Annotated in this window: 28 protein-coding genes; 15 read left to right on the top strand and 13 right to left on the bottom strand. The window is 61.9% G+C overall.

Annotated elements, in window-relative coordinates:
* Window positions 1-69: 69 nt before the first annotated feature.
* From NO934_RS14590 to flgB, 3 genes are read right to left on the bottom strand one after another with little or no spacing between them, the layout of a single operon-like run.
* Window positions 70-393, bottom strand: a complete 324-nt coding sequence (locus NO934_RS14590; RefSeq protein ID WP_309160696.1) for a flagellar hook-basal body complex protein FliE — start codon at window positions 391-393, stop codon at window positions 70-72.
* A gap of 48 nt (window positions 394-441) precedes the next feature.
* Window positions 442-855, bottom strand: a complete 414-nt coding sequence (gene flgC, locus NO934_RS14585; RefSeq protein WP_309160695.1) for a flagellar basal body rod protein FlgC — start codon at window positions 853-855, stop codon at window positions 442-444.
* Between the two features lie 10 nt (window positions 856-865).
* Window positions 866-1,267, bottom strand: a complete 402-nt coding sequence (gene flgB, locus NO934_RS14580; RefSeq protein ID WP_309160694.1) for a flagellar basal body rod protein FlgB — start codon at window positions 1,265-1,267, stop codon at window positions 866-868.
* Between the two features lie 202 nt (window positions 1,268-1,469).
* Between flgB and NO934_RS14575 the strand changes: the two genes are divergently transcribed.
* Together NO934_RS14575 and fliP are read left to right on the top strand one after the other, a co-directional pair.
* Window positions 1,470-2,051 carry a flagellar biosynthetic protein FliO gene (locus NO934_RS14575; RefSeq protein ID WP_309160693.1) on the top strand — a complete coding sequence of 194 codons (582 nt, stop codon included), beginning with the start codon at window positions 1,470-1,472 and terminating at the stop codon, window positions 2,049-2,051.
* 37 nt (window positions 2,052-2,088) lie between these two features.
* Entirely contained in the window at window positions 2,089-2,817 is a 729-nt protein-coding gene (gene fliP / locus NO934_RS14570) for a flagellar type III secretion system pore protein FliP (protein ID WP_309160692.1), read from the top strand.
* Window positions 2,818-2,886: 69 nt separating this feature from the next.
* Here fliP and NO934_RS14565 read toward each other — a convergent pair whose 3' ends face one another.
* The 5 genes from NO934_RS14565 to NO934_RS14545 form a co-directional block, all read right to left on the bottom strand.
* Window positions 2,887-6,246, bottom strand: a complete 3,360-nt coding sequence (locus NO934_RS14565) for a hypothetical protein (RefSeq protein WP_309160691.1) — start codon at window positions 6,244-6,246, stop codon at window positions 2,887-2,889.
* Window positions 6,247-6,317: 71 nt separating this feature from the next.
* On the bottom strand, window positions 6,318-7,097 hold the full coding sequence (locus NO934_RS14560; RefSeq protein WP_309160690.1) for a hypothetical protein: 780 nt from the start codon (window positions 7,095-7,097) through the stop codon (window positions 6,318-6,320).
* Window positions 7,094-7,510, bottom strand: coding sequence for a DUF6468 domain-containing protein (locus NO934_RS14555; protein ID WP_309160689.1), 417 nt, complete (start codon window positions 7,508-7,510; stop codon window positions 7,094-7,096). Before NO934_RS14555 ends, NO934_RS14560 begins: the two co-directional genes overlap by 4 nt.
* 1 nt (window position 7,511) lies before the next feature.
* On the bottom strand, window positions 7,512-8,612 hold the full coding sequence (gene fliM, locus NO934_RS14550; protein ID WP_375143258.1) for a flagellar motor switch protein FliM: 1,101 nt from the start codon (window positions 8,610-8,612) through the stop codon (window positions 7,512-7,514).
* A gap of 3 nt (window positions 8,613-8,615) precedes the next feature.
* Entirely contained in the window at window positions 8,616-9,104 is a 489-nt protein-coding gene (locus tag NO934_RS14545; protein WP_309160687.1) for a flagellar basal body-associated FliL family protein, read from the bottom strand.
* Between the two features lie 280 nt (window positions 9,105-9,384).
* Here NO934_RS14545 and flgF point away from each other — a divergent pair, with 280 nt between their 5' ends.
* Genes flgF through flgH form a run of 4 tightly spaced genes read left to right on the top strand, consistent with a single transcriptional unit; the run spans window position 9,385 to window position 12,705 of the window.
* Window positions 9,385-10,128, top strand: coding sequence for a flagellar basal-body rod protein FlgF (flgF, locus tag NO934_RS14540; protein ID WP_309160686.1), 744 nt, complete (start codon window positions 9,385-9,387; stop codon window positions 10,126-10,128).
* Between the two features lie 17 nt (window positions 10,129-10,145).
* A complete protein-coding gene (flgG, locus tag NO934_RS14535) occupies window positions 10,146-10,931 on the top strand; it encodes a flagellar basal-body rod protein FlgG (protein ID WP_309160685.1) in 786 nt (261 codons plus the stop codon).
* A 22-nt stretch (window positions 10,932-10,953) separates the two neighbouring features.
* On the top strand, window positions 10,954-11,907 hold the full coding sequence (gene flgA, locus NO934_RS14530; protein WP_309160684.1) for a flagellar basal body P-ring formation chaperone FlgA: 954 nt from the start codon (window positions 10,954-10,956) through the stop codon (window positions 11,905-11,907).
* A 54-nt stretch (window positions 11,908-11,961) separates the two neighbouring features.
* A complete protein-coding gene (gene flgH / locus NO934_RS14525; protein ID WP_309160683.1) occupies window positions 11,962-12,705 on the top strand; it encodes a flagellar basal body L-ring protein FlgH in 744 nt (247 codons plus the stop codon).
* A gap of 185 nt (window positions 12,706-12,890) precedes the next feature.
* On the opposite strand, the gene NO934_RS14520 is transcribed toward flgH, so the two are convergent.
* Window positions 12,891-13,310, bottom strand: a complete 420-nt coding sequence (locus tag NO934_RS14520) for a hypothetical protein (RefSeq protein WP_309160682.1) — start codon at window positions 13,308-13,310, stop codon at window positions 12,891-12,893.
* Window positions 13,311-13,454: 144 nt separating this feature from the next.
* Between NO934_RS14520 and NO934_RS14515 the strand changes: the two genes are divergently transcribed.
* Together NO934_RS14515 and NO934_RS14510 are read left to right on the top strand one after the other, a co-directional pair.
* Window positions 13,455-14,948 carry a carboxypeptidase M32 gene (locus NO934_RS14515; RefSeq protein WP_309160681.1) on the top strand — a complete coding sequence of 498 codons (1,494 nt, stop codon included), beginning with the start codon at window positions 13,455-13,457 and terminating at the stop codon, window positions 14,946-14,948.
* Window positions 14,949-15,277: 329 nt separating this feature from the next.
* Window positions 15,278-16,858, top strand: a complete 1,581-nt coding sequence (locus tag NO934_RS14510) for an ABC-F family ATP-binding cassette domain-containing protein (RefSeq protein WP_309160680.1) — start codon at window positions 15,278-15,280, stop codon at window positions 16,856-16,858.
* Between the two features lie 81 nt (window positions 16,859-16,939).
* On the opposite strand, the gene dksA is transcribed toward NO934_RS14510, so the two are convergent.
* Both dksA and NO934_RS14500 read right to left on the bottom strand, forming a co-directional pair.
* Window positions 16,940-17,359, bottom strand: a complete 420-nt coding sequence (gene dksA / locus NO934_RS14505; protein ID WP_309160679.1) for an RNA polymerase-binding protein DksA — start codon at window positions 17,357-17,359, stop codon at window positions 16,940-16,942.
* A 180-nt stretch (window positions 17,360-17,539) separates the two neighbouring features.
* Window positions 17,540-17,956, bottom strand: coding sequence for a flagellar assembly protein FliX (locus tag NO934_RS14500; RefSeq protein ID WP_309160678.1), 417 nt, complete (start codon window positions 17,954-17,956; stop codon window positions 17,540-17,542).
* 255 nt (window positions 17,957-18,211) lie between these two features.
* Here NO934_RS14500 and NO934_RS14495 point away from each other — a divergent pair, with 255 nt between their 5' ends.
* From NO934_RS14495 to flaF, 7 genes are all read left to right on the top strand, one after another.
* A complete protein-coding gene (locus NO934_RS14495) occupies window positions 18,212-19,336 on the top strand; it encodes a flagellar basal body P-ring protein FlgI (protein WP_309160677.1) in 1,125 nt (374 codons plus the stop codon).
* A complete protein-coding gene (locus NO934_RS14490) occupies window positions 19,336-19,656 on the top strand; it encodes a rod-binding protein (RefSeq protein WP_309160676.1) in 321 nt (106 codons plus the stop codon). The genes NO934_RS14495 and NO934_RS14490 overlap by 1 nt, the downstream gene beginning before the upstream one ends.
* On the top strand, window positions 19,653-20,120 hold the full coding sequence (locus tag NO934_RS14485) for a hypothetical protein (RefSeq protein WP_309160675.1): 468 nt from the start codon (window positions 19,653-19,655) through the stop codon (window positions 20,118-20,120). Before NO934_RS14490 ends, NO934_RS14485 begins: the two co-directional genes overlap by 4 nt.
* 725 nt (window positions 20,121-20,845) lie before the next feature.
* Entirely contained in the window at window positions 20,846-22,354 is a 1,509-nt protein-coding gene (locus NO934_RS14480) for a flagellin (RefSeq protein WP_309160674.1), read from the top strand.
* Window positions 22,355-22,637: 283 nt separating this feature from the next.
* A complete protein-coding gene (locus tag NO934_RS14475; RefSeq protein WP_309160673.1) occupies window positions 22,638-24,191 on the top strand; it encodes a flagellin in 1,554 nt (517 codons plus the stop codon).
* Between the two features lie 102 nt (window positions 24,192-24,293).
* The gene (gene flbT / locus NO934_RS14470; RefSeq protein ID WP_309160672.1) at window positions 24,294-24,722 is read left to right on the top strand and encodes a flagellar biosynthesis repressor FlbT; all 429 of its coding nucleotides are present in this window, start codon (window positions 24,294-24,296) and stop codon (window positions 24,720-24,722) included.
* Entirely contained in the window at window positions 24,670-25,041 is a 372-nt protein-coding gene (flaF, locus tag NO934_RS14465; protein WP_309160671.1) for a flagellar biosynthesis regulator FlaF, read from the top strand. The genes flbT and flaF overlap by 53 nt, the downstream gene beginning before the upstream one ends.
* Window positions 25,042-25,221: 180 nt before the next feature.
* Here flaF and NO934_RS14460 read toward each other — a convergent pair whose 3' ends face one another.
* Entirely contained in the window at window positions 25,222-25,455 is a 234-nt protein-coding gene (locus NO934_RS14460; RefSeq protein WP_309160670.1) for a hypothetical protein, read from the bottom strand.
* A 9-nt stretch (window positions 25,456-25,464) separates the two neighbouring features.
* Window positions 25,465-26,904 carry a hypothetical protein gene (locus tag NO934_RS14455; protein WP_309160669.1) on the bottom strand — a complete coding sequence of 480 codons (1,440 nt, stop codon included), beginning with the start codon at window positions 26,902-26,904 and terminating at the stop codon, window positions 25,465-25,467.
* Between the last annotated feature and the right edge of the window lie 3 nt (window positions 26,905-26,907).

The raw sequence follows: 26,907 nt of genomic DNA, 5'->3' as shown, positions 1-26,907 counted from the left end.
GAGCGTACTTGGAGTACGTGAGCACCGGAAGCGCAGGCGAATGCCATTTGCAGGCCGATATGGGCCAAACTAAATTGGCATCCGCATGATTTCTTCATAGGCGGAAATCACCCGATCCCGCACCGTCACCATGGTTTCCATCGCCGTCTCGGTTTCGGCCAGTGCCGTCACCACGTCGATCACATTGGCCTTGCCGTTCACCATGTCGATGGCGAGCTGGTCGGACCGTTGCCCAGCCTCGGTCACCGAGTTGAGTTGCTCGGTCAGCATCTGGCCGAAATCAGGCCCCGCCGCGCCCGCGCTCGGCGCAGGGAGCTTACCCGCCGCCTGATCGGAAATCAGCCGCGAGACATTGCCATAAGCCGCGGCGGCGGCGTTGAACGGAGTTGCCATTTAATAATCCCCTTGGATCCTTGTCGCGCTACCGGGTGGCACGGCGCCCTACCCGCGCAGAATGTCCAGCGTCCGGCCCAGCATCTGCCGCGCTACGGTCACCACATTGAGGTTGGCCTCATACGTCCGCTGCGCCTCGCGCATATCCATGCTCTCGATCAGCGTGTTGACGTTGGGATAGCTTACATAACCGTTCTCGTCGGCTGCCGGATGTCCCGGCTCGTAGCGCGAGGAAAAATCGCTCATATCCGGCGAAAGCGGCCCTACGCTCACTTCATAAGCACCCAGCTCGCGGTTGAGCATGGCGTGAAAGGTCGGAATCTTGCGCCGATACGGGTCCTCGTCAGGCGTCCGGGCAGCCGAATCCGCGTTGGCCATGTTTTCGGCGATCACCCGCATGCGCGCCGTCTGGGCGTTGAGCCCCGAGCCGGCAATCTTGATCGATGTCATGAAGTCATTCATTGGGTATTCCTTACGCCTGCTTGCCGAGCGCGATCCTGATCACGCGCATGGAGCGCGAATAAAGCGTCGTTGCCGCCTGGTAATCCATCTGGTTGGTGGTGACCTTCATCATCTCTTCTTCCAGCGTCACCCCATTGCCCTCGGGCATGATCTCGAAGCTGTTCATCGTCCGAGCACCCATTGCGCGCGACGGGTCGGTGCCCACGGCATAGTGCCGTGCATTGGTCGCGAGCGTGGTAACGCTCGCCGTCCCGCGCACTGCATCATCGGTGGAGAAAGCCGTAAGATCGCGCCCGCGATAGCCAGGCGTTTCCGCATTGGCGACGTTTTCGGCCAAAAGCGTCTGGCGCGTCTGGTGCCATTGCATTTTGTTCCTGAGCGCCGCAAAAATCGGCAGGTCGCCAATGGCCATGGAAGTGCGAATCCGGTCAGACTTTGTTAACTGGGCAAATTCTGCCCATCACATGGTTAATGAGCCGTTAACCATGGGTCATATGCGCTGCCGAATTCTCCCTATTTTGGCCCCATGATGTCCTATGCTAGGCAAGTATTGCCCGCCATCGCGCCTGCCGTTATGTGTCGGGCGATAGGGGCCAATCATTTGGAGCTTGCTCGTGGGATTTCTGACCAGCCTGTTCGGCGGCGAAACCAATTACGTCACCATGTTCATCGCGCTCGCCATCGTGGTGGTCCTCATCGTGCTCGCGGTGTGGCTGATCAAGCTGGTGGGCGATGCCTCGCGCAATGTGGGACGCGGCCGTAACCGGCGCCTCGCCGTCATCGATTCGATCGCCATCGACAACAAGCGCCAGGCCGTGATCGTCCGCCGCGACGAAACAGAGCACCTGATCGTCATCGGCGGCCCCAACGATCTGGTGGTCGAATCCGGCTTTTCCGCTCCCCCAGTGCAGCAGGTTCAGCGTCCTCAGCGCCGCAAGCCGGCAGAACATGCTCCCGTCGCCGCGCCCGAGCCGGTGGCGCCCATTAGGCCCAATACTGGCTCCCTGCGCCACACCGGCCTTTTGCGCCCGGTCGATACCGAACCGCAACTCGATGGGGGAAAGACCGACAAACCGGGCCGCGGCTCTTCCGACTCAGCTACAAGCTTAGCGATGACGGCGACCACCACGGTGGAACCCGAACCGCTGCTTGAGGCGAGGGATAAAGATTACGAGGACGCCACCTCCAAGTCCTGACGCGCCAGCGCGCCGTGGCCTTCGCCCCGGCGCGGCCTTGCTGCTGGGCCTCGGACTTGCCACAGCCTCCCTTCTCCTCCTTCCTGGCGTGGGCCTCGCCCAGGACATCTCGATCGATTTCGGCGACGAGACCACACTGACCGAGCGCGGGATCCAGTTGATCGCGCTCATCACCGTTCTCGCGCTGGCTCCCTCCATCCTGGTGATGGTCACGAGCTTTACGCGTATCGTGGTCGTGCTCTCGTTGCTGCGCACCGCCATCGGCCTGCAGACAGCGCCGCCCAATTCGGTGATGATCTCGCTTGCGCTGTTTCTGACCGCCTTCATCATGGCGCCGACCCTCGAGGCCAGCTATAACGCTGGCATCGCTCCCTTGATTGCCGGCGAAGTCGAGATGGCCGAAGCTCTCGAGTTGAGCGCCGGCCCTGTGCACGAATTCATGCGCACCCATGTCCGCGAGCAGGACGTGATGCTGTTCATGGATCTCACCGAGACCCCTGCCCCAGAAAATCCCGAAGAGCTCGAGTTGCGCATCCTCATCCCGGCCTTCATGATCTCCGAGTTGCGCCGAGCCTTCGAGATCGGCTTCCTGCTCTTTCTTCCCTTCGTGGTCATCGACATGGTCGTGGCCTCGGTGCTCATGAGCATGGGCATGATGATGCTCCCCCCGGTCATCATCTCCCTACCCTTCAAGCTGATCTTCTTCGTCCTCGTCGACGGCTGGCACCTGGTGGCAGGATCGCTGATACGGAGCTTTACGGGGTGAGGCTCAACCTCGCAAAGCGAGGTCAATCGAAGCATAAGCGATTGCCGGATCAGCGCCGGGCCAAATCCCTTACAAGCTCGCCACCGCTCCTGCCTCGGGTGCGGCCCGCAGCGGTGTCACCGCGTCCTGCCCGGCATAAATCTCGCGATAAGCGTTCAGAAATCCGTTGATCGCCTGGGTATCGGCCACCTGCCGCGCAATCTCGCGGAAGGTCGAACCCTCCGGATTGACCTCTTCGGAAACGAAAGCGAACATCGGCCATTCCGGCGTCGTCGCCATTACGCCCGAGAACCGGCTGCGCAGCCGTGAGAGGCCGATCTGGTCGTTGGCCAGAACATAGCCCACCGCCGCCTTGACCACGTTGGAACGCCCCACCGGGCTGAGTTCGCCGTTAGCGAGGTCGGGGGAATAAAGCGCTTCGATGAGTTCGCTCGCCTGCGAATAGCGCCGCGCCTTCCAGAGCGCATCGATGCGCAGCAATTCGATGTCCCGCCCCGAGAGGCTCGAGAGCAAGTCGAGCGCCAGATCCTGCCGGTTGGCCTGGATCAGCGCACTGGCCTCCAGCACCCGCCGCTGGCGCTGCAATCCCGGCGGCAGCCCCGCCAGCCGCGTATCGTAGAGCGCGCGCAACGCCGAATTGGGATCGCGATTGGCGATGTGGACCACGGCCAGATCGGCCGCGACCTGGGCCCGCGAAGCGCCCTCCAGGCGATTGTCCACCTGATAGCGCAGCAATTCGGCGGCTTGCGCCAGCAGATCGACCTCGATAAGCCGCTGGGCCAGGTTGCGGATCATCATGTCGCCCTCCGCACCCGGCGGGGTGAGGTGGCGGTAGTCGTAGTAGATGGCCAGCGCCGCGACAGGGTCGAGCGAATCCGCCTGTCCATCGAGGAACAGCCCGGAAAACTCCACCCGTGCCCGTGCCAGCAACGGATCGAGAAGGCTTGCATCCTCGAAACTGTCGGCCATTTCCCGCGTGAGGACGAACGCGTCGCGGTAGTCCCCGTTGCGGTATTGCAGGTCGGTGAGCTTTGCAACGATGTCGATCTCGAGCTGATCGCCGCGCCAGATCGTCGATTGCACCGCAAGTGTATCGATGGCGCGCGCCATATCGAGGCTTCCCATCTCATCGAGCAGCTCGATCGTGCGCAGGACCGCTTCGGTCGACGCCATGCGCCGGTCCGACGCGATCACCCGTCCATAGCTTTCCAGCGCCTCCGCATAGAGCCCGTTGAGCTGGTCGAGCCGGCCGGCGAGCAACTCATATTCGGCCACTTGATCGCGCGAGAGCGTCGCGAGATCGACGATGCCCAACATGTCGGTGGCCATCTCAACGTCTTCCTCCTCCACCGCCGCACGGATGGCGGCAAGATGGAAGCGCGAACGGATCCAGTTGGGATAGTTGTCCACCACTGTGTCGGCCCCGAACGCATCGAGCCGCGCGCCGGCGAAATCACCGCTTTCGACCTTGGCGATGGTGCGCCACACCATGGCATCGGCTTCGTCGCGCATTGCATCGCTATTGAGCAGCGTCAGCGCGTCCTCCGCCCTTCCGGCCAGCGCGTTTGCCGCCGCGAGCGTCGCATTCATCTGCGGGGTCAGGGCCTCCTGCCGCAATTCCCGCTCCATGACCTCGAGCACGCCTATGGCTTCGAAAGCCAGGTTGTTGCCCAGGTAGAACTGGGCCAGATCGAGCCGTGCCCGGTCAAGTGCCCGCCCCTCGGCCCGCGAAATCTGCGCCAGAAGGTCGTTACGCGCCGCATTGAACGCTTCCGGATTAAGCGCCATGACGGAAACCAGATCGAGAGCGCTCTGGCTCGATGTTTCCGGCGTGCGATAGCGCACCCCGTCATCGGCCGAAAGTGTCAGGCCAGAGTCGGCGGCGATCACCGCGTATTGGTCCTCGATCGAAACGCTCACGCCTTCATGCAGTGGCTTGACGACCAGCCCATGCACCGAGCGAGGCGCCTGGAAATCAACGAATTCGAGATCGCGCACGACGCCTCGCGCCGGGGGATAGACGGTGACGACATCGAGAATGTCGCCCACCTCGGGATCGCGCAACTGATGCACCTGCGCGGGCCGTTCCAGATCGGCCAGCATTTCGTACAATCCCTGCGGCGATTTCCGCCGCTCCAGGGTCACCGGGCGCGTAGCCGAAAGCAGGATGTCCCCCAGCGAAAGCACCCATGCCCTGCCTTCCGAGGCCAGGGTTGCAAGCCGGTTCTCGTTAAGAACCATGCGCACCACATAGGCCGCCCCGGTGCTTTCGACGGTGAAGTCGCTCGCCAACCCGTCCAGGATTTCGCTCGATTGCTCGTCCGGCCGTGCCAGTTGGGTCCGTGTGTCGAACAGCATCCACAAGACATTGCCGCGCCGGAACACGGCTGCGGGCGTTTCCTCGGTGAAGGGAAACACCACCCGAACCGTTGCCCCGACCGTGCTGACATGCGGTCGCACGACCCCCGAATTTTCCGGTTCGCTGTAATCCGCCGGATCAGTCGCACCTTGCGCGTCGGGTCCTGCAGTTCCCTCGAGCTCCGCCGCTATCGCGGCGATATCGAAGGTCTCCTCATCGCTTCCGGGAATGCCGACATCGAGAATGAACTCGCTGCTCGATTGTTCATAGAAGCGGACCTCGACGTCTGCAGCCACCTCGAACGTGATTTCGGTATCGGCCCCATGAACAATATTTTCGACTTCTCCCAACTCGACCGGCTTGTCCGAAAGGATCGGATAAAGATCGACCGGCACCGGCCAATCGAACCGCAGCGAGGCCGCGCCGCCCTCGCGGGTAAACTCGGCCTTGGTACCCACATTCCAGGAGAACGCGATACGCGAGAATGTGGGATGCCGCCCCACCCGGATTTCCGGCTGCGGATCATATTCGGCGGCCATCTCGGCCCGCCGCCGCTCCTCGGCAATCCGTGCCGCCTCTTCAGCCCGCTCGGCCAGCCGCGCCACCACTTCGGGCGGCAGCGCCGGCGGCAGTCCCACCCAGTCGGCGGGGAGTAGGTCAATATAGAGCTGTTCTCCGGCGGCGATGGTATTGACCTGGAAATTGCCGCGCAGGCCCATCCGGATGCTGGTCCGGTCCGGGTCGAACCGTGCAACGGCGACATATTCACTCAGAATCGTGCCCACATCGGGCAGGAACCCGCTCATCGGCTCGCCAGGCGCCTCGATCACCAGCACGCCGTTGTCGCTGGACACCGCATGCTCGGGCAGCGTCAGCCGGTCGGTAAAGGTGAGGATCAGCCGGCCGTAATTCTCGTGCCGCTGCGCTTCGAGCGTTATTCTCTCCTCGGCACGCGCCGCCGCTGTTGAAACCAGAAACCCGGCTAGCAACAAAAACGCCAGCGAGATAGCTCTCGCGGCGTCGAAAATCACAGCATTGGAGCGTCCACGTTTCTGTGTGGTCGAAAGCATTCTGCCTGCCGCCCTGACTTCGGAGGCAGACTAGTCACCAGCGCTTAAGATGGCCTTACCGGAAAAGCCGGCTATTGCCCGACGATCTGCGGCAGATTGGCATAGTCGGGCGTTGTCGGCTCGGGGAGGCCGGCTTGGCCTGTCGGCCCGGTCTGAGCCAGCAGCACGGTCAGCTCCTGCGCCTTGGACGTGTCCATCTCAGCCATGATCGGGCCCAGCTTGCGCGGGCTCATTGCGCGACCCACGCGCACGAGCACATCGCGGTCGAGATCGTTGAAGATCGTCGCCGCATCGCCGGCACGCATGTTCTCATACATGGCCACGATGGCTGCGAACTGCTCGGCTTCTGCCGTCTCCTGAGCATCGACCAAGGCATTGATTTCAGCCTCGATGGCGCTCAGTTCCGCCATGCGCTCCTCGATACGCAGCTCCGCCGCCTCGACCACGGCGAGCCGCGTTTCGAGCTCGGCGGCCAGCGCATCAAGTTCGGCCCGTCGCTCCGTGAGCCTCTCCAGGATCAGCGCCTCGCTCGATCCCGCAAGGGCATCAACCGGCATAGCCGCGCCGTCATTGGCCGCCTCGAGAATATTGACTTCACCATCCCGCGCGACATGGGATGGCACCGCATCGAAAAGAGCTTCAGCCGCCGCTTCGGATGGACTGAGTTCGCCATGCTCGGCCTCGACGGCTTCGGACGCCACTTCTGCCTGCGCTGTTCCGGCGCCCGCCGCCTGTGCCGCGCTCACCCCGCCCAGAATATACCCCTGCCCCGACACGATACCGAAGGTCTTGAGCACCAGCAGCGCCGAAGCGGCCAGAACAACGACAGGGAGTAGCCGGATCTGCTTCACGCCGCGCTCTCCCGCCGCCGCTGGTGTTCCTGCAGCGTGCGCAGCGCCGAGCCCGCACGGTTACCGTCACCACCGCCACTGGGCGAGCGCGCCGCCTGGGTGATCTTGGCGATCCGGTCCATCACCGCCTGGCCAGCATTGACGTGATTGGCCAGTTCGATGGCGAAGCGCTCGGCATCGTTCAAACGCTGATTGAGCCGCTCGTCGGCTTCGATCGCGGTTTCCTTGAGGCCCTTGATCGCCCCGTTGGCCATGGTGGTGGCTTGCACCAGATCGGCGATCATCTGCTGCAGGGCCGCGCGATCGGCATGCAGCATCTTGATTCGCCTGTTGAGAACCACGCAGTAACCGATTGTCGTCGCGAGCAGAACGGCGACGGCAATCTCGATTATCAATCCCAGCGGCAACCCCATTTTATTTGCCTTCCGCGCTTTCTTCCATCGCCTCGAATGCCGCCATCGTCACCTTTGGCGGGTTGAGCGGCCGGGTCACCCGGACCGAAACGTTCTTCCCGATATGCCCCATCACCGCCTTAGTGAGATCGACATCGCCGCATCTGAGCGTCACCGGATCAGAGGGCGCGCGGTCGAACATGATCGTATCGCCCTCGGCGAGCTTGAGCACCTTGGAGAGCGGCAGTTCGAGTTCATGCAGCACCGCCGATATCTCGGTATCGGCGGCATAGATCTCGGTCGCCAGATGCCCTTCCCATATCGGATCGCGGCCGAACTTTTCGCCCATATACATCTGGAGCAATTGTTCGCGGATCGGCTCGATCGTGGCATAGGGCAGCATGATCTCGATCTTGCCGCCGCGATCGTCCATGTCGATCCGCAGCTCGACGAGGATGGCCGCGTTCCCGGGCCGCGAGATGGCGGCAAAGCGCGGATTGGTTTCCATCCGGTCGAGCTTGAACGTCACCTGCGCCAACGGCTCGAACGCCTTGCGCATGTCATCGAGAATGTGCTCGATCATCCGCCGCGCCAGGGCCATCTCGATGGTGGTGTAGGGCCGCCCGTCGACGCGGATGACACTCGTTCCACGCCGCCCGCCGAGCAGCACGTCGATCATCGAGTAGATGAGCGAGCTGTCCACGGTCAGCAGCCCGAAATTGTCCCATTCCTCGGCCTTGATCACCGACAGGATGGCCGGCAGCGGAATGGAGTTCAGATAGTCTCCGAACCGCACCGACGTGATCGAATCGAGCGAGACTTCTACATTGTCGGAAGTGAAATTGCGCAGCGTCGTCGTCGCCAGCCGCACCAGCCGGTCGAAGGCGATTTCCAGCATCGGCAGGCGTTCGTAAGAGACCAGCGCCGAATTGATCAGCGCCCGTACCCCCGTCAACTCGACGCTCGAACTCGCGCTCGCATCGAAGCCCAAAAGCGAGTCGATCTCGTCCTGGTTGAGCACGCGGCCGGCAGTGTCGCCGCCTCCGGCTTCCGCTTCGAGCATGGCGGCCCAATCGTCGCCCAGCCCGCCGCCGTCTCCATTTCCGGTTTCGTTGGCCATCATGCCCTACTGAATGAGGATTTCCTTGAACAGGATATTGTCGACGCTCGCCGGATAGACGGCGAGGTTGACCCGGCGCTGCAATTCCTCGCGCAGCCGGTAGATGCCAGCCGATCCTTCCAGATCGGAGCGGCGCAGCTCGCGCAAATAGACCTGGAAGGCATCGAGCACCCGCGCCATCTTGGGCTCGATCATCGCGATCATCGCTTCGTCGCGCACTTCCAGCGTCACCTTGAGCCGCAGGAATGTGGGCGCCCCGTCATCGGAATTAAGGTTTACCGTAATGTCGGGCAGGTCGTAGAACGCCGTCGTCGCTGCCGCGGCGGCTGCTTCTTCATGGCCGCCGGATGACCCGGACTGGGTGAAAAAGAAAGCGCCAGCCCCACCCAGGATCAGCACCAGCGCCACCCCGCCGCCGATCAAGGCGATCCGGGGCAGGCCCTTCTTGCCGGCAGCGGATGCGGCGTTAACGTCCGTTTCGGTCACATCGCTCATGGCAGGCCTTACGAATCCCCCGGTTTCCGGCGCTTTTTCCGTTCGCCCAGCTAATGCCCACAGGGTTAACGAATGGTTACGATTTGGATACGGGGCGGCAGTTATTGCCGGGTAGATTTTTCCCGCCGGTTAACCATGTTCCAGCGCAAACCAATCTTCCCATCAGCTAACTATTTGAGATCGCTACATTTCCTAAGCTGGCATGCTCCCTGCATTGTCCCGAACGAAGCCGCCGACTTGGGGAAGCAGGTGGCTTGCGACGAACAACGGGGAACCGCGCATGATCGAGAACGCGCAACTGATCGGACTGTCGCGCCAGATGGCGTTGCAGCGGCAGATGGATGTGGTGGCCAACAACCTGGCCAACATCAACTCGACCGGCTTTAAGGCCGAGGCGATCCTTTTCGAAGAATACATCATGCCGGTCGCCGCCGACCGCACCTTTCCGCGCGGCAGTCAGGAACTCTCCTACGTGCAGGACTGGGCGACCATGCACGACCTCGCCCCGGGCGCAGTGACCCAGACCGGCAATCCGCTCGATCTGGCGCTCGCCGGCGAAGGCTTCTTTGCCGTCCAGGCTCCCGAGGGCATCCGCTATACCCGCAATGGCGCCTTCGAAATCAATTCCGACGGCGTGCTGGTGACCCAGAACGGCTATCCGGTGCTCACCGATGGCGGTAACCAGATCGTCTTTGCGCCGGAAGAAATCGACATCGCCATTACCCCCGAAGGGGCCGTCACCTCCAGCGCCGGCAACAAGGGCGCTCTCCAGGTGGTCGAATTCGAAAACGCCCAGGAACTCACCCGCACCGGCGACACCATGTTTGCCGGCGGCACGCCACTCCCGGCCACCGCCACGGCGGTCGTCCAGGGCGCTCTTGAGCGCTCCAATGTCTCGGGGGTGGGTGAAATGACCGAAATGATCCGCGTGACGCGAGCTTACTCCTCGCTCGCCGACCTCATGAACAAGCAGGACGAACTGCGTCGCTCCGCCATCCAGCGGCTCGGCGACACCCAGGCATAGTTCCAGGAGCAGCTACCGTGAAAGCACTCTATATCGCATCGACCGGCATGGCCGCCCAGGAGCGCAATGTCGAGGTCATCTCCAACAACATCGCCAACATGCGCACCACGGGCTACAAGCGCCAGCGCGCCGAATTCCAGGATCTGCTCTACCAATCCTACCGCCGCTCCGGCGCCTCGACCTCTGAAAACGGCACCCAGGTGCCGGTCGGCATCGAGATCGGCTCGGGCGTACGCCTTTCGGCCACCTCCCGCGTGATGAGCCAGGGCAGCGCCGCCATCACAGAAAAGGAGCTCGATCTTGCCATCAATGGCGAGGGCTTCTTCATGGTCACCCTTCCCGATGGCCGCACCGCCTACACCCGCGACGGCACATTCGAGCGCGATGCCACCGGCATGATGGTCACCACCGATGGCTACCAGATCGAGCCCGGCATCATCATTCCCGCCGATGCTACCTCGGTCTCCATCAGCCGCGACGGCATCGTCGAGGGCTTCATCAACGGCGCTGCCGAGCCCGTTCAGCTCGGCCAGATCCAGATGGCCCGGTTCGTCAACAAGGGCGGCCTGGAATCGATGGGCGACAACCTCTTTCTCGAAACCGCCGCCTCGGGCGAAGCCCAGGTCGGGCTTCCCGGCCAGGAAGGTATGGGCAGCCTGCTCCAGGGCTATCTCGAAAGCGCCAACGTCAACGCGGTGACCGAGATGGCCGATCTCATCTCCGCCCAGCGTGCCTACGAAATGAATGCCCGCGTGATTTCTGGCGCCGACCAGATGATGCAGGCCACCGCCCAACTCCGCTGATCCGGCATAGGGATAAAGAACGATGATCGCTTCGCTTCTCAAACGCACCGGCCTCGCCCTCACCCTCGCCGCGCTGGCCACCGCCACCCAGGCCGAACCGCTCCTGCGCGGCGACGTCACCGTCAATGCCGCCATCGTCACGGTCGGCGATCTCTTCGACAATGCCGGGCTTATGGCCGAAACCGCCGTGTTCCGCGCACCCGCCCCCGGCACCTCGGGCGTGCTATCGGTCGAGGACATCACCGCGGCTCTGCGTTCGGCCGGTGTCGATGAGTTCGAAACCGCCGGTCTCGATACCATCCGCGTCGCTCGCGCCGGTGCTCAGGTCGACCTGCCCCTTCTCTCGGACCTCATCGCCGACGATTTGCGCGCCCGGGGCATCCTCTCGGACAACATGGACATGGATCTGGCGCTCGACGCCCCCCTGCCCGAACTGGTCGCCACCGACACCGCCACGCCCGCGACACTCACCATCCTGCGCTACATGCCGGGCTCATCCACCTTTTCGGCGCGCTTCCAGATTTCCGGCATCGATCGTCCGCTCGATCTTTCGGGCCAAATCCAGTTGCTGGTCTCCGCCCCCCACCTCACCCGCACCCTGCCCCAGGGCACCATCCTCTCGCATGACGATGTCGAGATGCGCATGATCCCGCTGGCCTATGCGGAATCCACCGGCCTGGTCGCCATCGAGGAACTGGTGGGCAAGGAACTCCAGCGCCAGACCCGCGCCGGCGTCATGCTGCGCCCCTCCGATATCGCCGCGCCCAAGATCATCTCGCGCAACGAGAATGTGACCGTCATCTATCAGCAGGGCGCGCTGACCCTCACCACCACCGGCAAAGCCCTCAACGCCGCCAGCCTTTCCGAGCCCGTCACCGTGCTCAACACCATGAGCAACAAGGTCCTGCAAGGCGTCGCCACGCAAGATGGCACCGTCACCGTCATTTCCGGCAGCCAGCAGGTCGCCGGCCTCTAACCTTGCAATCGCCGCGCTTGGGGAAGCGTGGCTCTCTACCAACGGGGAACCAAAATGAACGCATTTTTCAAGATCATGACCGGCCTGATGCTGGTTTCGGCCATCGCCGGCTGCGCCACCACTTCCGATCGCCTCGCCAATGTGGGCCGCGCTCCGGCCCTCAGCCCAATCGTCGACCCCACGGTCACCGCCGGTTATCGTCCGGTCACCATGCCCATGCCCGCCGCCGAGCCCGCCGTCTACCAGCCCAACTCGCTGTTCCGCTCCGATGCCCGCGGCTTTTTCAAGGACCAGCGCGCCGGCAAGGTGGGCGACATCCTCACCGTCGTCGTCACCATCGACGACCGCGCCCAGATCGGCAACACCACCACCGCCACCCGCTCGTCGTCAAACGAGGCCGGTCTGGGCGGAGCGCTAGGCTCGATCTTCAACTCCGTCGCCCCCGCCGATGTCACCGCCGATGCCGCTATCGGCACCAATTCGGGCATCACCAATTCGGGCAATGGCTCGGTCAACCGCTCGGAACGCCTGACCACTCAGGTCGCCGCCGTGGTCACCCAGGTGCTCCCCAACGGCAACCTCGTCATCGAAGGCCGCCAGGAAGTGCGCGTCAATTTCGAAGTGCGCGACCTGATCGTCGCCGGCATCGTTCGTCCCGAGGATATCGCCTCGGACAACACCATCGACTCCTCGAAAATCGCCGAGGCCCGTATCGCCTATGGCGGCCGCGGCCAGATCACCGATGTCCAGCAACCCCGCTACGGCCAGCAGATCCTCGACGCTATCCTGCCGTTCTAAACAAGATCGGGGTGAGCCCCTAGCTCATCCTCGGCTCCTCCCCAGCCGCCTGCCGTTCCCCAACCTTGCGGCAGCCGGCTCCCGGTCCGTCCTCCCCGTCGGACCGTATATGAGAAAGGCGCAGCTCCCCGCTGCGCCTTTCCTGTTTCGGCTCTCATGCATGGGAAAAGCCGAAGCAATCCCGGTTAAGGACGCCCACCGCCGACGCCATCTGGACGCCCAGGATTGTCGGGCCGACCGTTTCCATTATCTTCTTCGTCCTCGGCCTCTTCGTCGTCCTCGGTTTCGTCCTCATCCTCCGCACCTGCCTGCGAGTGTGCCGCGAGTACGGCCCCGCCGCTCATGGAGTTGGCGTGTTCCAGCGCGGCAGTCGATTTGCCGCCTGAAGATTCATGGGCCTGGAGAAGCCCTTGGAGCGGTCCTTCCGATTCGGCAGTCTCATCGCCATCTTCGGCTCCCTCATCGGTGCAGCCGGAAATAGTTTCGAGACCGAGCCATTGCGCGACAGTCTGCGGCTCGCAGGTCTCGGGAGCTTCCTGGGCCAGCGCCGCGCCGGGCGCTGCGATCAACAGGCTGGCGACGAGAGCGAACTTTATGTTTATCATTGCATACTCCTTTGATCCCGCCATCCCGGCTTTTACGCCTATGTGCCTGACATTTCCCTGACGCCTGCGGAAGCAAAACCTGCAGCGCTTCCCTTGGCTCACCTGGATCGCTACAAGAATGCGAATTCTTTCTGGAGCCCCCTCATGTCCTTCGCCGATCTCGAAGCTCTTGGCCGCAAGCTCGAATCCATCGAGCACGCCATCGCAATCCTTTCTGCGGACGAGGCGACCAACATGCCGGTGGGCGGCGGCGAAAAGCGCGCCGAGTCCGTGTCCTTCCTCCACGGCCTGCGGCACGAGACGGCGACGGCGCCCGAAATCGGCGATTGGATCGCCAAAGCCGAAAGCGAGGACCTCTCGGAGGAGCAGCAACTCGCCCTGCGCGAATTCAAGCGCGTCTACACAAACGCCACGTGCCTGCCTGCCGATTTCGTGCGCCGCAAGTCCCAGGCCGAGATGCGCTCCGAACAGCTTTGGCGCGATTTGCGCGCAAAAAACGATTGGGCCAATTTCGCCCCTGCGCTTGAAGGCGTCGTGGCGCTGGCCCGCGAGGAAGCCCATATGCGCGCCGATGCCCTCGGCCTTGCTCCTTACGATGCGCTGATGGAACAGTTCGACCCCGGCAACCGCGTCGCCGACGTCGCTCTGGTGCTCGAAAAACTCAAATCCTTCCTCATCGATTTCGTGCCCGAGGCACTGGAGGCCCAGGCCCGCCGCCACGAGGCGCGCCCGCCGAAGACGGTCAAGGGCCCGTTCGCTATCGAAAAGCAGCGCGAACTCGGCCTCTCGATGATGCAGGCCCTCGGCTTTGATTTCACCCATGGCCGGCTCGACGTTTCCCACCACCCCTTCTGCGGCGGCGTTCCCACCGATGTGCGGATGACCACGCGCTATCGCACCGACGAGTTCCTGACCTCCCTCATGGGTGTGCTGCACGAAACCGGCCACGCCCTATACGAACAGGGTCTTCCCAAGGCACTTTCCCATATGGCGGTGGGGCAAGCCCGCGGCATGGCCATGCATGAAAGCCAATCGCTGTTCGTCGAACAGCAACTCGCCCATGCCCCGCAATTCTGGGAGTGGGCCATGCCCATCGTCGCCACTCATCTGGGCGAAGGGGCCTTGGCGGGCTGGGATGTCGAGGACGTGGTGGCCGAGGTCAACAAGGTCGAGCGCGGCTACATTCGCGTCGATGCCGACGAGGTGACTTACCCGCTCCACATCATCCTGCGCTTCGAACTCGAACAGGCTTTGATCGGCGGTACGCTCGAAGTCATCGACCTCCCCGAGGCATGGGACGCGAAAATGACCGAATATCTCGGCCTCTCGACCATCGACAATCCCAAGGACGGCCCAATGCAGGATGTCCATTGGTCCGCCGGCCTCTTCGGCTATTTCCCCTCCTACACCCTGGGCGCCCTGATCGCCGCCCAGCAATGGCAATCAATCGAGAAAGCCATGCCTAATGTCCTCGATCAGATCGCTGCGGGCGATTTCTCCGGCGTCAACGCCTGGCGAGCCGAAAACATCTGGCAACAGGCCTCCCGCTACTCCACGCCGGACCTTCTCAAGCGTGCCACCGGCGAAACGCTCAACCCGGACATCTTCATCGCGCACTTAAAGAAGCGGTACGGGTGAGCGGCAGGCTCCGCACGATAGCAAAAGCGCCGATACGCAATGTTCGGGCGCGCACGGTCTCCGCAATCACTCGCCGGGATGCGGGTGTTTGGGCTTTGAAACCTTCGAGAGGGCATAGACCAGCGCCACCACGATCAGCGGGCCGCCGACGATCTGCGCGCATCGCAAAATGTGTCTTTGACGGTTGCTGCCCTTCCTTCCTGAACTTGACACCGCGCCCTCAACCCCTATCTTCCGTCCATCCCGCAACACCAACAGGATGTGTGCCCAAATGGATTTCCGTCTGACGCAAGCCCTTTTCCGCAACGTCAGCACGCAGACCATTTCCCATGCCCGCACACATCATACTTTCCGCCCTCAGCTACGCCACACCTGACGGCACCCAGCTCTTTTCCAATCTTGATCTCGCCTTCTCCCGCCAGCGCACCGGCCTCGTCGGCCGCAATGGTGTGGGCAAGTCGACACTTCTAAAACTCATAACCGGCGCCCTCGCTCCCCAGTCGGGTGTGGTCACCGTCGAGGGCTCCATCGGCATGCTGCGCCAGTCGCTCCAGGCCGGCCCGAGTGAAACGATCGCCGACCTCTTCGGCGTTCGCAACGCCCTGGCGCTCCTTGCCCGCGCCGAAGCTGGCATCGCCAGCGCCGAAGATCTGGCCGATGCCGACTGGACCCTCGAAGCTCGCCTTGCCGAGTCCCTCGCCCGCTTCGATCTCGCCGCGGATGCCGATACCCCGCTCGCCACCCTCTCTGGTGGCCAGCGCACCCGGGCCATGCTCGCTGCCCTGGTCTTCGCCGAGCCGGACTTCCTCCTCCTGGACGAACCCACCAACAACCTCGACCGCGACGGTCGCAACGCGGTCGTCATCCTTCTCGCCTCCTGGCGCGGCGGCGCGGTCGTAGTCAGCCACGACCGCGAACTGCTCGATACGATGGACGCGATTGTCGAACTCACCAGCCTCGGCGCTACCACCTATGGTGGCAACTATACCTTCTATCGCGAGCGCAAGGCCATCGAACTCGCCGCCGCCGAGCATGATCTGGCCACCGCCGAACGCCGCATCACCGAAGTCGAAAGAAAGGCCCAGCAGACCAGAGAGCGTCAGGCCCGCTCCGACTCCGCCGGCAAACGCAAGAAGGCCAAGGGCGATCTGCCGCGTATTCTACTGGGCGGCATGAAGAACAATGCCGAGAACACCAGCGGCGAAAATGCCCGCCTCGCCGATCGTCGCCGTGAGCAGGCCCAGGTCGATGCCCAATCGGCGCGCGAGAAGATCGAAATCCTCCAACCTGTCACCGTCTCGGTCCCGCCGGCCAATCTGCCTCCGAGCAGAAAGGTGCTCACCCTCGATGCCGTCTCGGCCGGCTACGATCCCAGCCAGCCTGTTCTGTCGAATTTTTCGTTAGCACTCACCGGCCCCGAGCGTATCGCGATCACCGGCCCCAACGGGTCAGGCAAAACCACGCTCTTGAACCTCATAACCGGAAGCCTGGCGCCGATCTCGGGCACTGTGTCGGTTCACATCCCTCACGCCTTCCTCGATCAACAGGTATCCGTTCTCGATCCAGCACTGACCATCCGGGACAACTTTCTTGCCCTCAATCCCGGCTCGACGGAAAACGCCTGCCGTGCCGCCCTCGCCCGGTTCAAGTTCCGCGCCGACGCCGCTCTTCAGATCGTGGGCACGCTCTCGGGCGGGGAAACCTTACGCGCCGGCCTCGCCTGCGTGCTCGGCACGCCAACTCCACCCCAGCTCCTGATCCTTGATGAGCCCACCAATCATCTTGATCTGGATTCCATACAGGCCGTCGAGGCCGGGCTTTCCGCCTATGACGGCGCCCTGCTCGTCGTCAGCCATGACCGCCCGTTCCTGGAAGCGATCGGCGTGACGCGTGAGGTTGCGCTGACGTGAAACTCATCTGCCAAACAAAAAGCGGCCCGCTGAAGTTTTCCTTCAACAGACCGCCGTAATCATTTTGAACGACTCATGAAATCAATCGTCGCGATAGACCTTCTCGCGTCGCTCGTGCATCTCCTGGGCTTCCAGGCTCAGCGTGGCGGTCGGCCGCGCATCGAGCCGTGCCAGGCCGATCGGCTCGCCGGTTTCCTCGCAATAGCCGTACGACCCATCCTCGATACGCTTTAAAGCCGCGTCGATCTTGGCAATCAGCTTGCGCTGCCGGTCGCGGGTGCGCAATTCGAGCGCCCTGTCGCTTTCCGACGATGCGCGATCGGCCATGTCCGGGTGGTTGGTGCTCTCTTCCTGGAGATTTTCCAGTGTCGCCCGGCTTTCGCGAAGGATCTCGTCCTTCCAGGCATTGAGCTTCTTGCGGAAATATTCGCGCTGCCGCGCGTTCATAAATTCCTCGTCCTCGGAGGGACGATAGTCGTCAGCAAGGGCCTCTACCGACATCGTAAGACTCACTCCCCTTGGCAACAGGTGCCGCCTATATAGTGGGGACGCAAGGACCGGGCAATTGTATTTTGCACCCTCTGTTAACTTCGCCGTGAGCGCATAACAGTTCTGCAACAGCAATCGAATCGGCGCCACCGCGTCCGGGCGCGATATGATGCGGCCAATGCTGCAGTTTGATTACAGCGGCGGAAAGCGCCCGAGCTTTGCCAACTCCACCCGTACCCGCAACTCGATATCGGCCACCACCGCCTCGAGTTCGGGATCGACCTGCCCCTTGGCCTGCTGCAACAGGGCGATCGCGCGATTGAGCCGCCCCTCGCTCACCTGCCCTGCCAGAAGGTCGGCCCGGATATCTTCCAATGCATCGAGCAGCAGATTGGCGCGTTTGACCGCCTTGCGCCGCCCCGTAGTCGCATCGTCCACCGCCTGCAGCGCCAGCAACGCATCGATGCCGCCCGCAGCGATCGGCGCCGAGGTCTGCGCCGCCCGCCCCGCCGCCGGCCCACCATCGAGCCTGAATGCCTCGCCAGACGCCTTGCCCGCCGTTCCCGGCCGGTTCGTCGTGATGATCCGCCCTGTTCCGTCGATCCGCATGGCGCCGGCTGCTCGTGGTTAACATTTCGTTGCCGGCAGATTTTGCCGCCATACGTTAATTTTACCTTAACCGCCCGGCAAACACTGCCCACCACACCTCACATCACAACGCGGCGATCACTTCAAGCATTTGAAAATAAATGCATTTACACTCAGCATGAACACTTGGCACGCTTTTCGCAATTCCTCTGGCACAACGCGGTGCGCCTTCGTGGGGACGAGAGTGCACCGCCCGGAAACGGGGAATCGGGTTTGATGACCACAGGACTATTCAAAAAGACACTGGCGCTGCTGACCGCCGCTGCGATCGGGTTTGCCGGCATCGCCTCGGCGCATGCCGCGCCGGCTCGCATCAAGGATATCGTCGATATCGAGGGCGTACGCGACAACCAGCTCGTGGGCTACGGCCTCGTCGTGGGCCTCAACGGCACCGGCGACAGCCTCAACAACTCCCCCTTCACCCGCCAATCCCTCACGGCCATGCTCGAACGCATGGGCGTGAACACCCGCGGCGAAACCCTGCGCACAGCCAATGTCGCCGCCGTCATGGTCACGGCCAATTTGCCGCCCTTTGCCACCCAGGGCACCCGCATAGACGTCAACGTTTCCGCCATGGGCGATGCCACATCGCTGCAGGGCGGCACGCTGCTCGTCACCCCCTTGCTCGGCGCCGATGGCGAAGCCTATGCCATCGCCCAGGGCTCAGTGCTCATCAACGGCTTTTCCGCCGAAGGCGAAGCCGCTTCCGTTGTCTCCGGCGTTCCCACCACCGGCCTGGTGTCGTCGGGCGGCCTAATCGAGCGCGAGATCAATTTCACCCTCGGCGCCCAGCATTCCGTGCGCCTGTCGCTGAAAAACCCCGACCTTACCACGTCGCGCCGCATCGCCCTGGCGATCAACGACCTGATCGGCACACCCGTCGCCATCCCGACCGATCCGGCCAATGTCCGCCTGTCGCTGCCCAACAATTTCAACGGCAACATCGTGGACCTGCTGACCGATATCGAACAGCTCGTCATCCAGACCGACCAGGCCGCCCGCATCGTCATCAACGAGAATTCCGGCATCATCGTCATCGGCCGCGATGTCCGCGTCTCCGCGGTCGCCATCGCCCATGCCAACCTCACCATCTCGATTGCCGAGAACCCCAATATCGTGCAGCCCGAGCCCTTTACCGACGGCGTCACCGCCGTCGAGCCGCGCACCCAGATCGAGGTCACCGAAGACGGCACCCAACTCGCCGTGGTGCCGGAATCGATCTCGCTGCAGGAGCTGGTCGATGGCCTCAATGCGCTGGGCATCTCCCCGCGCGATCTCATCGCCATCCTGCAAGCCATCAAGGCGTCCGGCGCCCTTCAGGCCGAAATCGAGGTGATCTGATGGCCTTCGCGATCAACCCCGCCCACGCAACCATGCCCGGCTATGCCGCGCTGCGCGAAAAGGCCGTGGAACTCGAGGGCGTGTTCCTGAACACCCTCGTCTCGGAAATGTTCAAGGGTCTTGAAACCGATACCTCGCTGTTCGGCGGTGGCCATGCCGAAGAAACCTGGCGCGGCATGATGGCTGAAGAATATGCGGCCGAAATGGCCCGGGCCGGCGGCATCGGCATTGCCGATCAGATGGTCGCCGCCCTTATCGAAACGCAGGGGTCCATGGCCGCAGAGCCGAACCTCTTATCCATGGGAGCTTACAACAAATGACCGCAGCCGAACGCCTTGTCGCGCTTGAATCGCTCGATGCCGAAACCCTTTGCTCCCGCGCCGAAACGGCTCTGGCCGCCCTTGTGGAGGTCATGAACCGCGAAACCACCTTCCTGCGCGCCGGCCATGTGCGCGAGGCCACCGCATTGACCGGCGAAAAGACCCAACTCGCCCAGGATTACGTGGCCCTCGCCCGCGCCGTGCAGCGCGCCGCGCCACGCCTTAAGGCCGAAGCACCCACCCGCGTCGATGCCCTGCGCCGTGGCCACGAGGCGCTCGCCACCCAAATGGCCGAAAACCTCCGCGTTCTCGCCACGGCCAAAACGGTCACCGAGCATCTCCTCTCCGACGTCGCCCGCGCCGCCGGCAACACCGCCAAACCCAAGACCTACGGCGCTTCCGGCCAAGCCCCGCAACAGTCCGCCGACGCCATGAAAGGCATCTCGATCAACCGGGCGCTGTAGCGCCATCGGCACATAGCGGTGGCTTGGGAATGCAGCCCTGCCTCAGACCCAACCTGTCATTCCGGGACTTGTTCCCGAAATCCAGCAGTAGCTTATCCTACTCGCCAGCGCTCCCGTACAGCTCCCACCCAACCTCTCCAATTTTCATAAACTCCGCCCCTTCACCCTAACCTGCCCTCCACCCCTCCCGGCACATTCTGCCCGGCAGATTTTGCCGCTTTGGGTAGGAGAGTGGTTAACAGGTGACAGGGGCCCCTTCAGCGCGGCAGGACCTGTTCGGGGTCGCTGCATCTGTCACGCGTCCGGTTGAAAAGCCGGAGGCGCCAGATCGGCTGCGCGTCTCCGATTCCACCGGCCCCCGCCTCGGCGCCTCGCTCCCCAACCGCACCTCCCCTTCCCGCTCACGTCGACAAAACGATGAGCTAGAACAAGGCGTTGAACCTCGCGTCGCGCCCGCAACGCTCCTGGAAGCTAGCCTCATCGCCTCGACGCTCGTCAATGCGGAACAATCCGGCTTCTCTTCGACGCCCCTGCGCGCCACCCCATGGCAACCACCCCTCTCCAGCCTCCCCCTCCGCGACCGCAAGGCCTAGCTCCAATCGTTAATTTGCAGATCCATGATTAGGATTTGTTAACCATTCGGTAGCACTTCACCCCCACTCTATGGTTAACGCGCTCCTAACGGAGTGATTCTGTTTAACGCCATTCAGACGGGGGTTCTGATCATGTCTGATGTGACGCTTTCGAAAGCTGTCCGCTCAAATCTTCTGCATCTTCAGAACACCGCCAAGATGATGGATGTCACCCAGGAGCGGTTGGCCACAGGCAAGAAGGTCAACTCGGCCCTCGACAATCCGACTAACTTTTTCACCGCCGCGTCTTTGAACGGTCGCGCTGCCGATATTTCGGCGCTGCTCGATGCCATGGGCAGTGGCATCCGCACCATCGAGGCCGCCGACAACGGCCTCACCTCCATGACAAAGACGCTCGAATCCATGCAGTCGGTCTTGCGTCAGGCCCGGCAAGATAACTCCTTCAAGATGGAGAGCTACAACGTCACCACGCCTGAGGATCCGGATGGCGTCTCTGTCCTCAACCTGTCCGGCGGTTCGCTTCCCGAAGGCGCAGATTTCGATATCGATCTTTATAAGGCGCAGAGCCAGCTCGAGGCGGGCGCTTTTCCTCCCGCCGGTGTGGATATGGACACTGCGGGCGACCAGTTTTCCTTCGAGATCGCCGTCAACGGCGGCGCGCCGGTTACCATCACTGTTACCGATGCCGACATCGGTTCTCCTGGTGCTGTGAACAACCCCAGCGCTGTGACGGCTGACGAACTGGCAGCACTGATTAACACCAAGCTGCAGAACCAGAACGTCGGAGCCGCTGTTACGGTCGGGGCAACCGGTCTCGTCTTCACCACCACCGAGGCAGACGCTGCCAGTACCGCAGACATTGAGATCAGCAACTACACTGGCACCGCCACGGGCATCGCCGACGGCGCCGGCGCCACCGTCAACACCCGCCCCCGCACCGTCGACGATCTCGTCAACGCGCTCAACAGTAATCCCGACCTCAAGGGCTCTGTCCGCGCTTCCAATGACAACGGCCGTCTGCGTATCGAAAATCTTTCGACCACGGCCCTGCAGATGAGCGGTTTTACCAACGGCAACATGAATGGCGGCGTTGGCCAAACCGAAATCGGCGGTAATGACTCCCGCTCCGATCTGGCCCGGCAGTTCAACGATCTGCGCACCGAACTCGACCGGATCGCTGAAGACGCGTCCTTCAACGGCGTCAACCTTCTTCGCGGTGATCAGCTCAAGATCGTCTTCAACGAATCCGGCACCTCGACCATCGAGATCCAGACCAAGAACGCCAAGGGTGAGACACGAGCCGTAAACGCCGCCAATCTCGGCCTGAACGAAATCTTCCCCGAGGACCTCGATCTCAACGACGATATCGACGGCCTGCTGAGCAATCTCCAGAACGTTCTCAACGAAGTGCGCTCGCAAGCCTCCGCGCTCGGTTCCACTCTCTCGGTCGTCCAGAACCGCGAGGATTTCACCAAGCGCATGATCAATACTCTGGAAACCGGCGCCGCCAATCTCACCCTGGCCGATACGAACGAAGAATCGGCCAACATGCTGGCCCTCCAGACCCGGCAGCAGCTCTCCCAGACCGCTTTGAGCCTCGCCAGCCAGGCCGACCAGGCGGTATTGCGCCTCTTCGGCTAAGCGGCGCTACAGTAAAAACTTTTCAGGCGGGCTCCGGCCCGCCTTTTTGTTTCTCGCCTAGGGCACCCCTCCTCTCGGCTGTCATTCCGGGACTTGTTCCCGGAATCCAGTCCACCCTATCCCCACGATCGGCCCCTGAAATCGACCTACCCCGCATCTCGCATTTTCGTCCACTGCCCCGTTCCCGTTTAACCAATCTTTAGAAGGTCTCGAAGCACTGTCGGGCCAGTCGTCTCAGGAAGAGACGCTGGTAACACGCGTAAATCCTAGAAAGGGATTTCCAATGTCCGATATTACGCTTTCCAAAGCGGTTCGCTCGAACCTGCTTTCGCTCCAGAACACCGCCGATATGATGGCAACGACCCAGAACCGCCTTGCCACCGGCAAGAAGGTGAATTCGGCGCTGGACAACCCCACCAACTTCTTCACCGCCTCCTCGTTGAACTCGCGCGCCAGCGACATCAACGCCCTGATGGACGGCATGGCCAACGGCATTCAGACCATCGAAGCCGCCGATAACGGCCTGACCGCCATCACCAAGACCCTGGAGTCCATGCAGTCGACCCTGCGCCAGGCTCGCCAGGACAAGTCGTTCGAGACCGGCTCCTACGCCCTCGATGCGACCGCCATCGGTACCACTGACGCAAAGTCCTTGACGTTTTCGGGCGGTGCGATCGGTGAAACAGGCGTCACGGTCGAACTGAATCCTGAGGGCCCGACAGAGGCTGTCCCGACCACTCTGACTGGTGCCGCTGGCACAACTGCCTTCACTGCAACCGATACAGACGCCACCGGAGCGTCATTCAACTTGGCTGGCGGCACAGGCAACGTCGACATTGCCGTCACCAATGGTTCTACGAAGCAGCAGATCGCTGATGCTATCAATGCACAGACGGCTGCTACTGGCGTCAGCGCAACCGTAGGCACTGATGGCTCGCTAGCGCTAACCGAAGCAAGCGGTGCTGATATCACGATCACCGCTGTTGGTGATGACGCAGGTACTGCAGATAACGATGAAGCCGCAGACTCAGCCGAACTGATTACTCATGCGTTCGGAACGACCACAACGTCGAGCAATGGTGAAGCTGCTGGCACTGCACGTGCAGTAAGTTCCGTTGACGATTTGGTTAGGACGATCAATAATAACAGCCAGCTCGAAGGCAAGATTCGTGCCTCCAACGACAATGGTCAACTCCGCATCGAGAACCTCTCGACGCAGGAGCTTAACGTCGACGGCGTATCGTCCACTGGCGAGATCGATGGCGAATCCTCCGATCAGACCACCATCGGCGGCAACTCGGTTCGTGCCGACCTGGCCAACCAGTACAACGAACTGCGCGACCAGCTCGACAAGCTTGCCGACGATGCCTCGTTCAACGGTATCAACCTGCTGCGCGGCGACAAGCTGACCATCACGTTCAACGAAACCGATACCTCGTCCCTCGAGATCCAGTCGCGTATTCCGAACGAAGACGGCGAAGCCACAAGCGGCCTGTCGATCAACTCTGCTTCCCTTGGCATCAAGACCAACATGGAAGAGTCCGATCTCGACAGCGACACCAGCATCGACTCCATGCTGGCCGACATCAAGACTGCCGTGAACACAGTTCGCTCGCAGGCTTCGGCCTTCGGTTCGTCACTCTCGATCGTCGAAAACCGCCAGGACTTCTCCAAGAACATGATCAACACGCTGGAAACCGGCGCGTCGAACCTGACCCTGGCCGATGCCAACGAAGAGGCCGCAAACCTCCTCGCCCTGCAGACCCGCCAGCAGCTGTCCTCGACCGCTCTGTCGATGGCTTCGCAGCAGGACCAGGCAGTGCTCCGTCTCTTCTAAGAACAAGAAGAGCAAGTATCGGAAGGGGGCGGCCCAGAAGGGCCGCCCTTTTCTTTTGCCTCGGCGGATTCCATAGTCGTGGCAACGATTGGGGAAAGAATCATGGCGCTCAAGGTCGAACTCAAGCCCGGTGAAAAGCTTCTGGTGGGCAATTGCGTGATCACCAATTCCGATCAGCGCACGAGGCTCTTCATCGAGGGCAAGGCTCCGATCCTGCGCGAAAAGGATATCCTCACGCCCGCAACGGCCGACACCCCCGCCAAGGCCGTCTATCTGGCCATCCAGATCATGTATGTGGAAGGCAATGTCGATAAGCTCACCCAGAGCTATTTCGAGCTCATCAACGATGTCGTCAAAGCAGCGCCATCAACTCTCCCCATCATCGACAATATCAATAATGAGATATTAACCGGCGACCTCTACAAGGCTCTCAGGGCTGCAAAGAAGCTGATCGAATACGAAGGGGAGCTGCTGGCAAATGCTAAATCAGGGGGCACTGGCCTATCAGAGAACCGCCCAGCAGACGGCTGATCCGCGTACCCTCGAATCGAACCTGCTTGCCCGCTCCGCCTCCCATCTCCAGGCCATTCGGGACACCTGGCCGGAACGTCTCGACGAACTCGACGAGGCGCTCAACAAGAACCGCAAGATCTGGTCGATCTTCGTCCAGTCGGTCACCAATGACGACCACCCTCTGCCCGCCCCCGTGCGCCAGAACGTTGCCAATCTCGGCATTTTCGTCATGGGTCAGACCTATGAGGTCATGGCCACCCGCAACCCGTCCAAGCTCGACGCGCTGATCAACATCAACCGCCAGATCTCCGCCGGCCTGCGCGGCAATGGCGGCTGATCGCTATCGATCCCGCCCACGAAAAAGCCCCGGCATCGACCGGGGCTTTTTCGTTTTCGGTGCACAGCCTATTCAGCCGGCCCGTGCGGCTTGCGGTCATGCCGGGTGATGAAAATTGAAAATGCGATGACCAAGCCGAAAATAACGCTGGGCCAAAGCCAAAAGATCAACGTTTCCAACTCAGTCCTCCAAATCTGCCAGGATGCGCCTGGCGAACGAATGTAGCACGAGCGCCCACACGAGTCCAAATAAGCCGAAGCCTACGAGATTCCAAGCGTCCCGCACAGCAAACGTTCCAAGCGCAACGCCGGCAAGAGGCGTTACCAATCCCACGAGAACGCTTCCCGACGCCAACGCATTGATAAAGTTCGCGGTCAGCTTGATGCGCTCATTGCGAACAATCTTATTGCTCATCCGCCGCTCTTAAAGATAATTCACCAGCGTCAACTGGCTCGCCATCGCGGTAGCCTGGTAGCTCGCCTGCAATTGCGTCTGCAGCGTGAGCAGCATCATCGCAACTTCCTCGCGTGGCGCCACCGTAATATCGGCCAGCATCGTCTCGAGCTGCGCATTGTACTGGGTATGCCGCTCCTTGACGGTATTGACCGTCGAAGCCGCCAGCCCCAACTCCATGGTGATTGCCTCGATCGACCCGGCCTGAGCGTTGTTGTCCTCGGACAGCCGGCTGCGCTCGATCTCCACCAGCGCGTCGTAGCGCACCGCGTTGGTTTCATCGAGCGGGGAGAGTTCGGAGACGGCAAACACGGCCAGCCCCTTGATCAGTTCCACAAACCCCGCCTCATTGGCCTGCACGCCGTAATGAGCCTTGGTATGTTCGTCTACATTCGCCGATACCGTCTGGCGCGGGTTGGTACTGTCCTGCCCTCTGTACCAGGCGGTTGCCGCAGGATCCTGAGGTTCGCCGGTGGCATTGAAAAAATTGTCTGCAGCCGCATAGGTTGACGACGAGCGCAGATCGGTCTCGGTCAGCGTGCCGAGCTTTTCCCCGATCGCCGCGTGAAGATTTGCCGCCGTTTCCTCGGCATCGGCCCCGATCGCAAAGCCCCCTTCAGGCAGAGGCGTGGTATCGGTCGCGGTAAAGGTCACGTAATGGACGGTATCACGATCATGCGGATAGGTGATGCCGATAGTCACCGTATCCCCCGGCTGCGGCTGAGCATCGACCGAGATCGACACCTGCTGCTCTCCATCAGCCAAGGTGGCTTCGCTGACGGAAATCCCGACCCCGGTGCTCGCCACCATATCCAGCTTGAACCCGTAATCGTGCGCTCCATCTTCGGTCAGCGTAAGTGCCGTGCCCGTTACGGTTCTGTCGATCCGCCCACCATTGCCCATGTCTTCGGCATTGCGGTTCTGGGAATAGGCTACGAAGCCGTTGGGCCCGTTCATGATCTCGTCGAAGCTCGCCACCGGCTTGGTGTCGGATTTGTTGCCGCCGAAAATATACTGCCCGGTGATGTCGGTGTTGAGCACATCGATCACCTCTTTTAGCAGGTTGGTTGACTGATTGCGCACATTGGTGAAGTTGATCCCGTCCGTGCCATAGGCACCCGGCACCGCCAACGCCCGCGCATCGGCCTCGATCTCGTCGAGCCGCTCCAGCCCATTGGTATAAAAACTCATCCGGTTTTCGACGGTGAGGATATTTGCCTGATAGCCCTCTATCCGGCTCAACCGCGCCTCGAGGTTGAGGGTGTGTACCCGGTCCGACCCCATTTCGGCCAGTGTGTTGTAACGGTTGCCGGTCGCAAGCTGGAGCTGGAGGTTCTCGAACTGCTTCTGCATCGAGGTGATGGTTTGAAGCGTGTTCGTAACCGGATACATCGATTTATTGACGATCATTTC

Origin of the sequence: Pelagibacterium sp. H642 (assembly GCF_031202855.1) — a bacterium.
GTDB lineage: Bacteria > Pseudomonadota > Alphaproteobacteria > Rhizobiales > Devosiaceae > Pelagibacterium.
The sequence above is the reverse complement of the archived record's forward strand: the minus strand, read 5'-3'. Positions and strand labels throughout refer to the sequence as shown.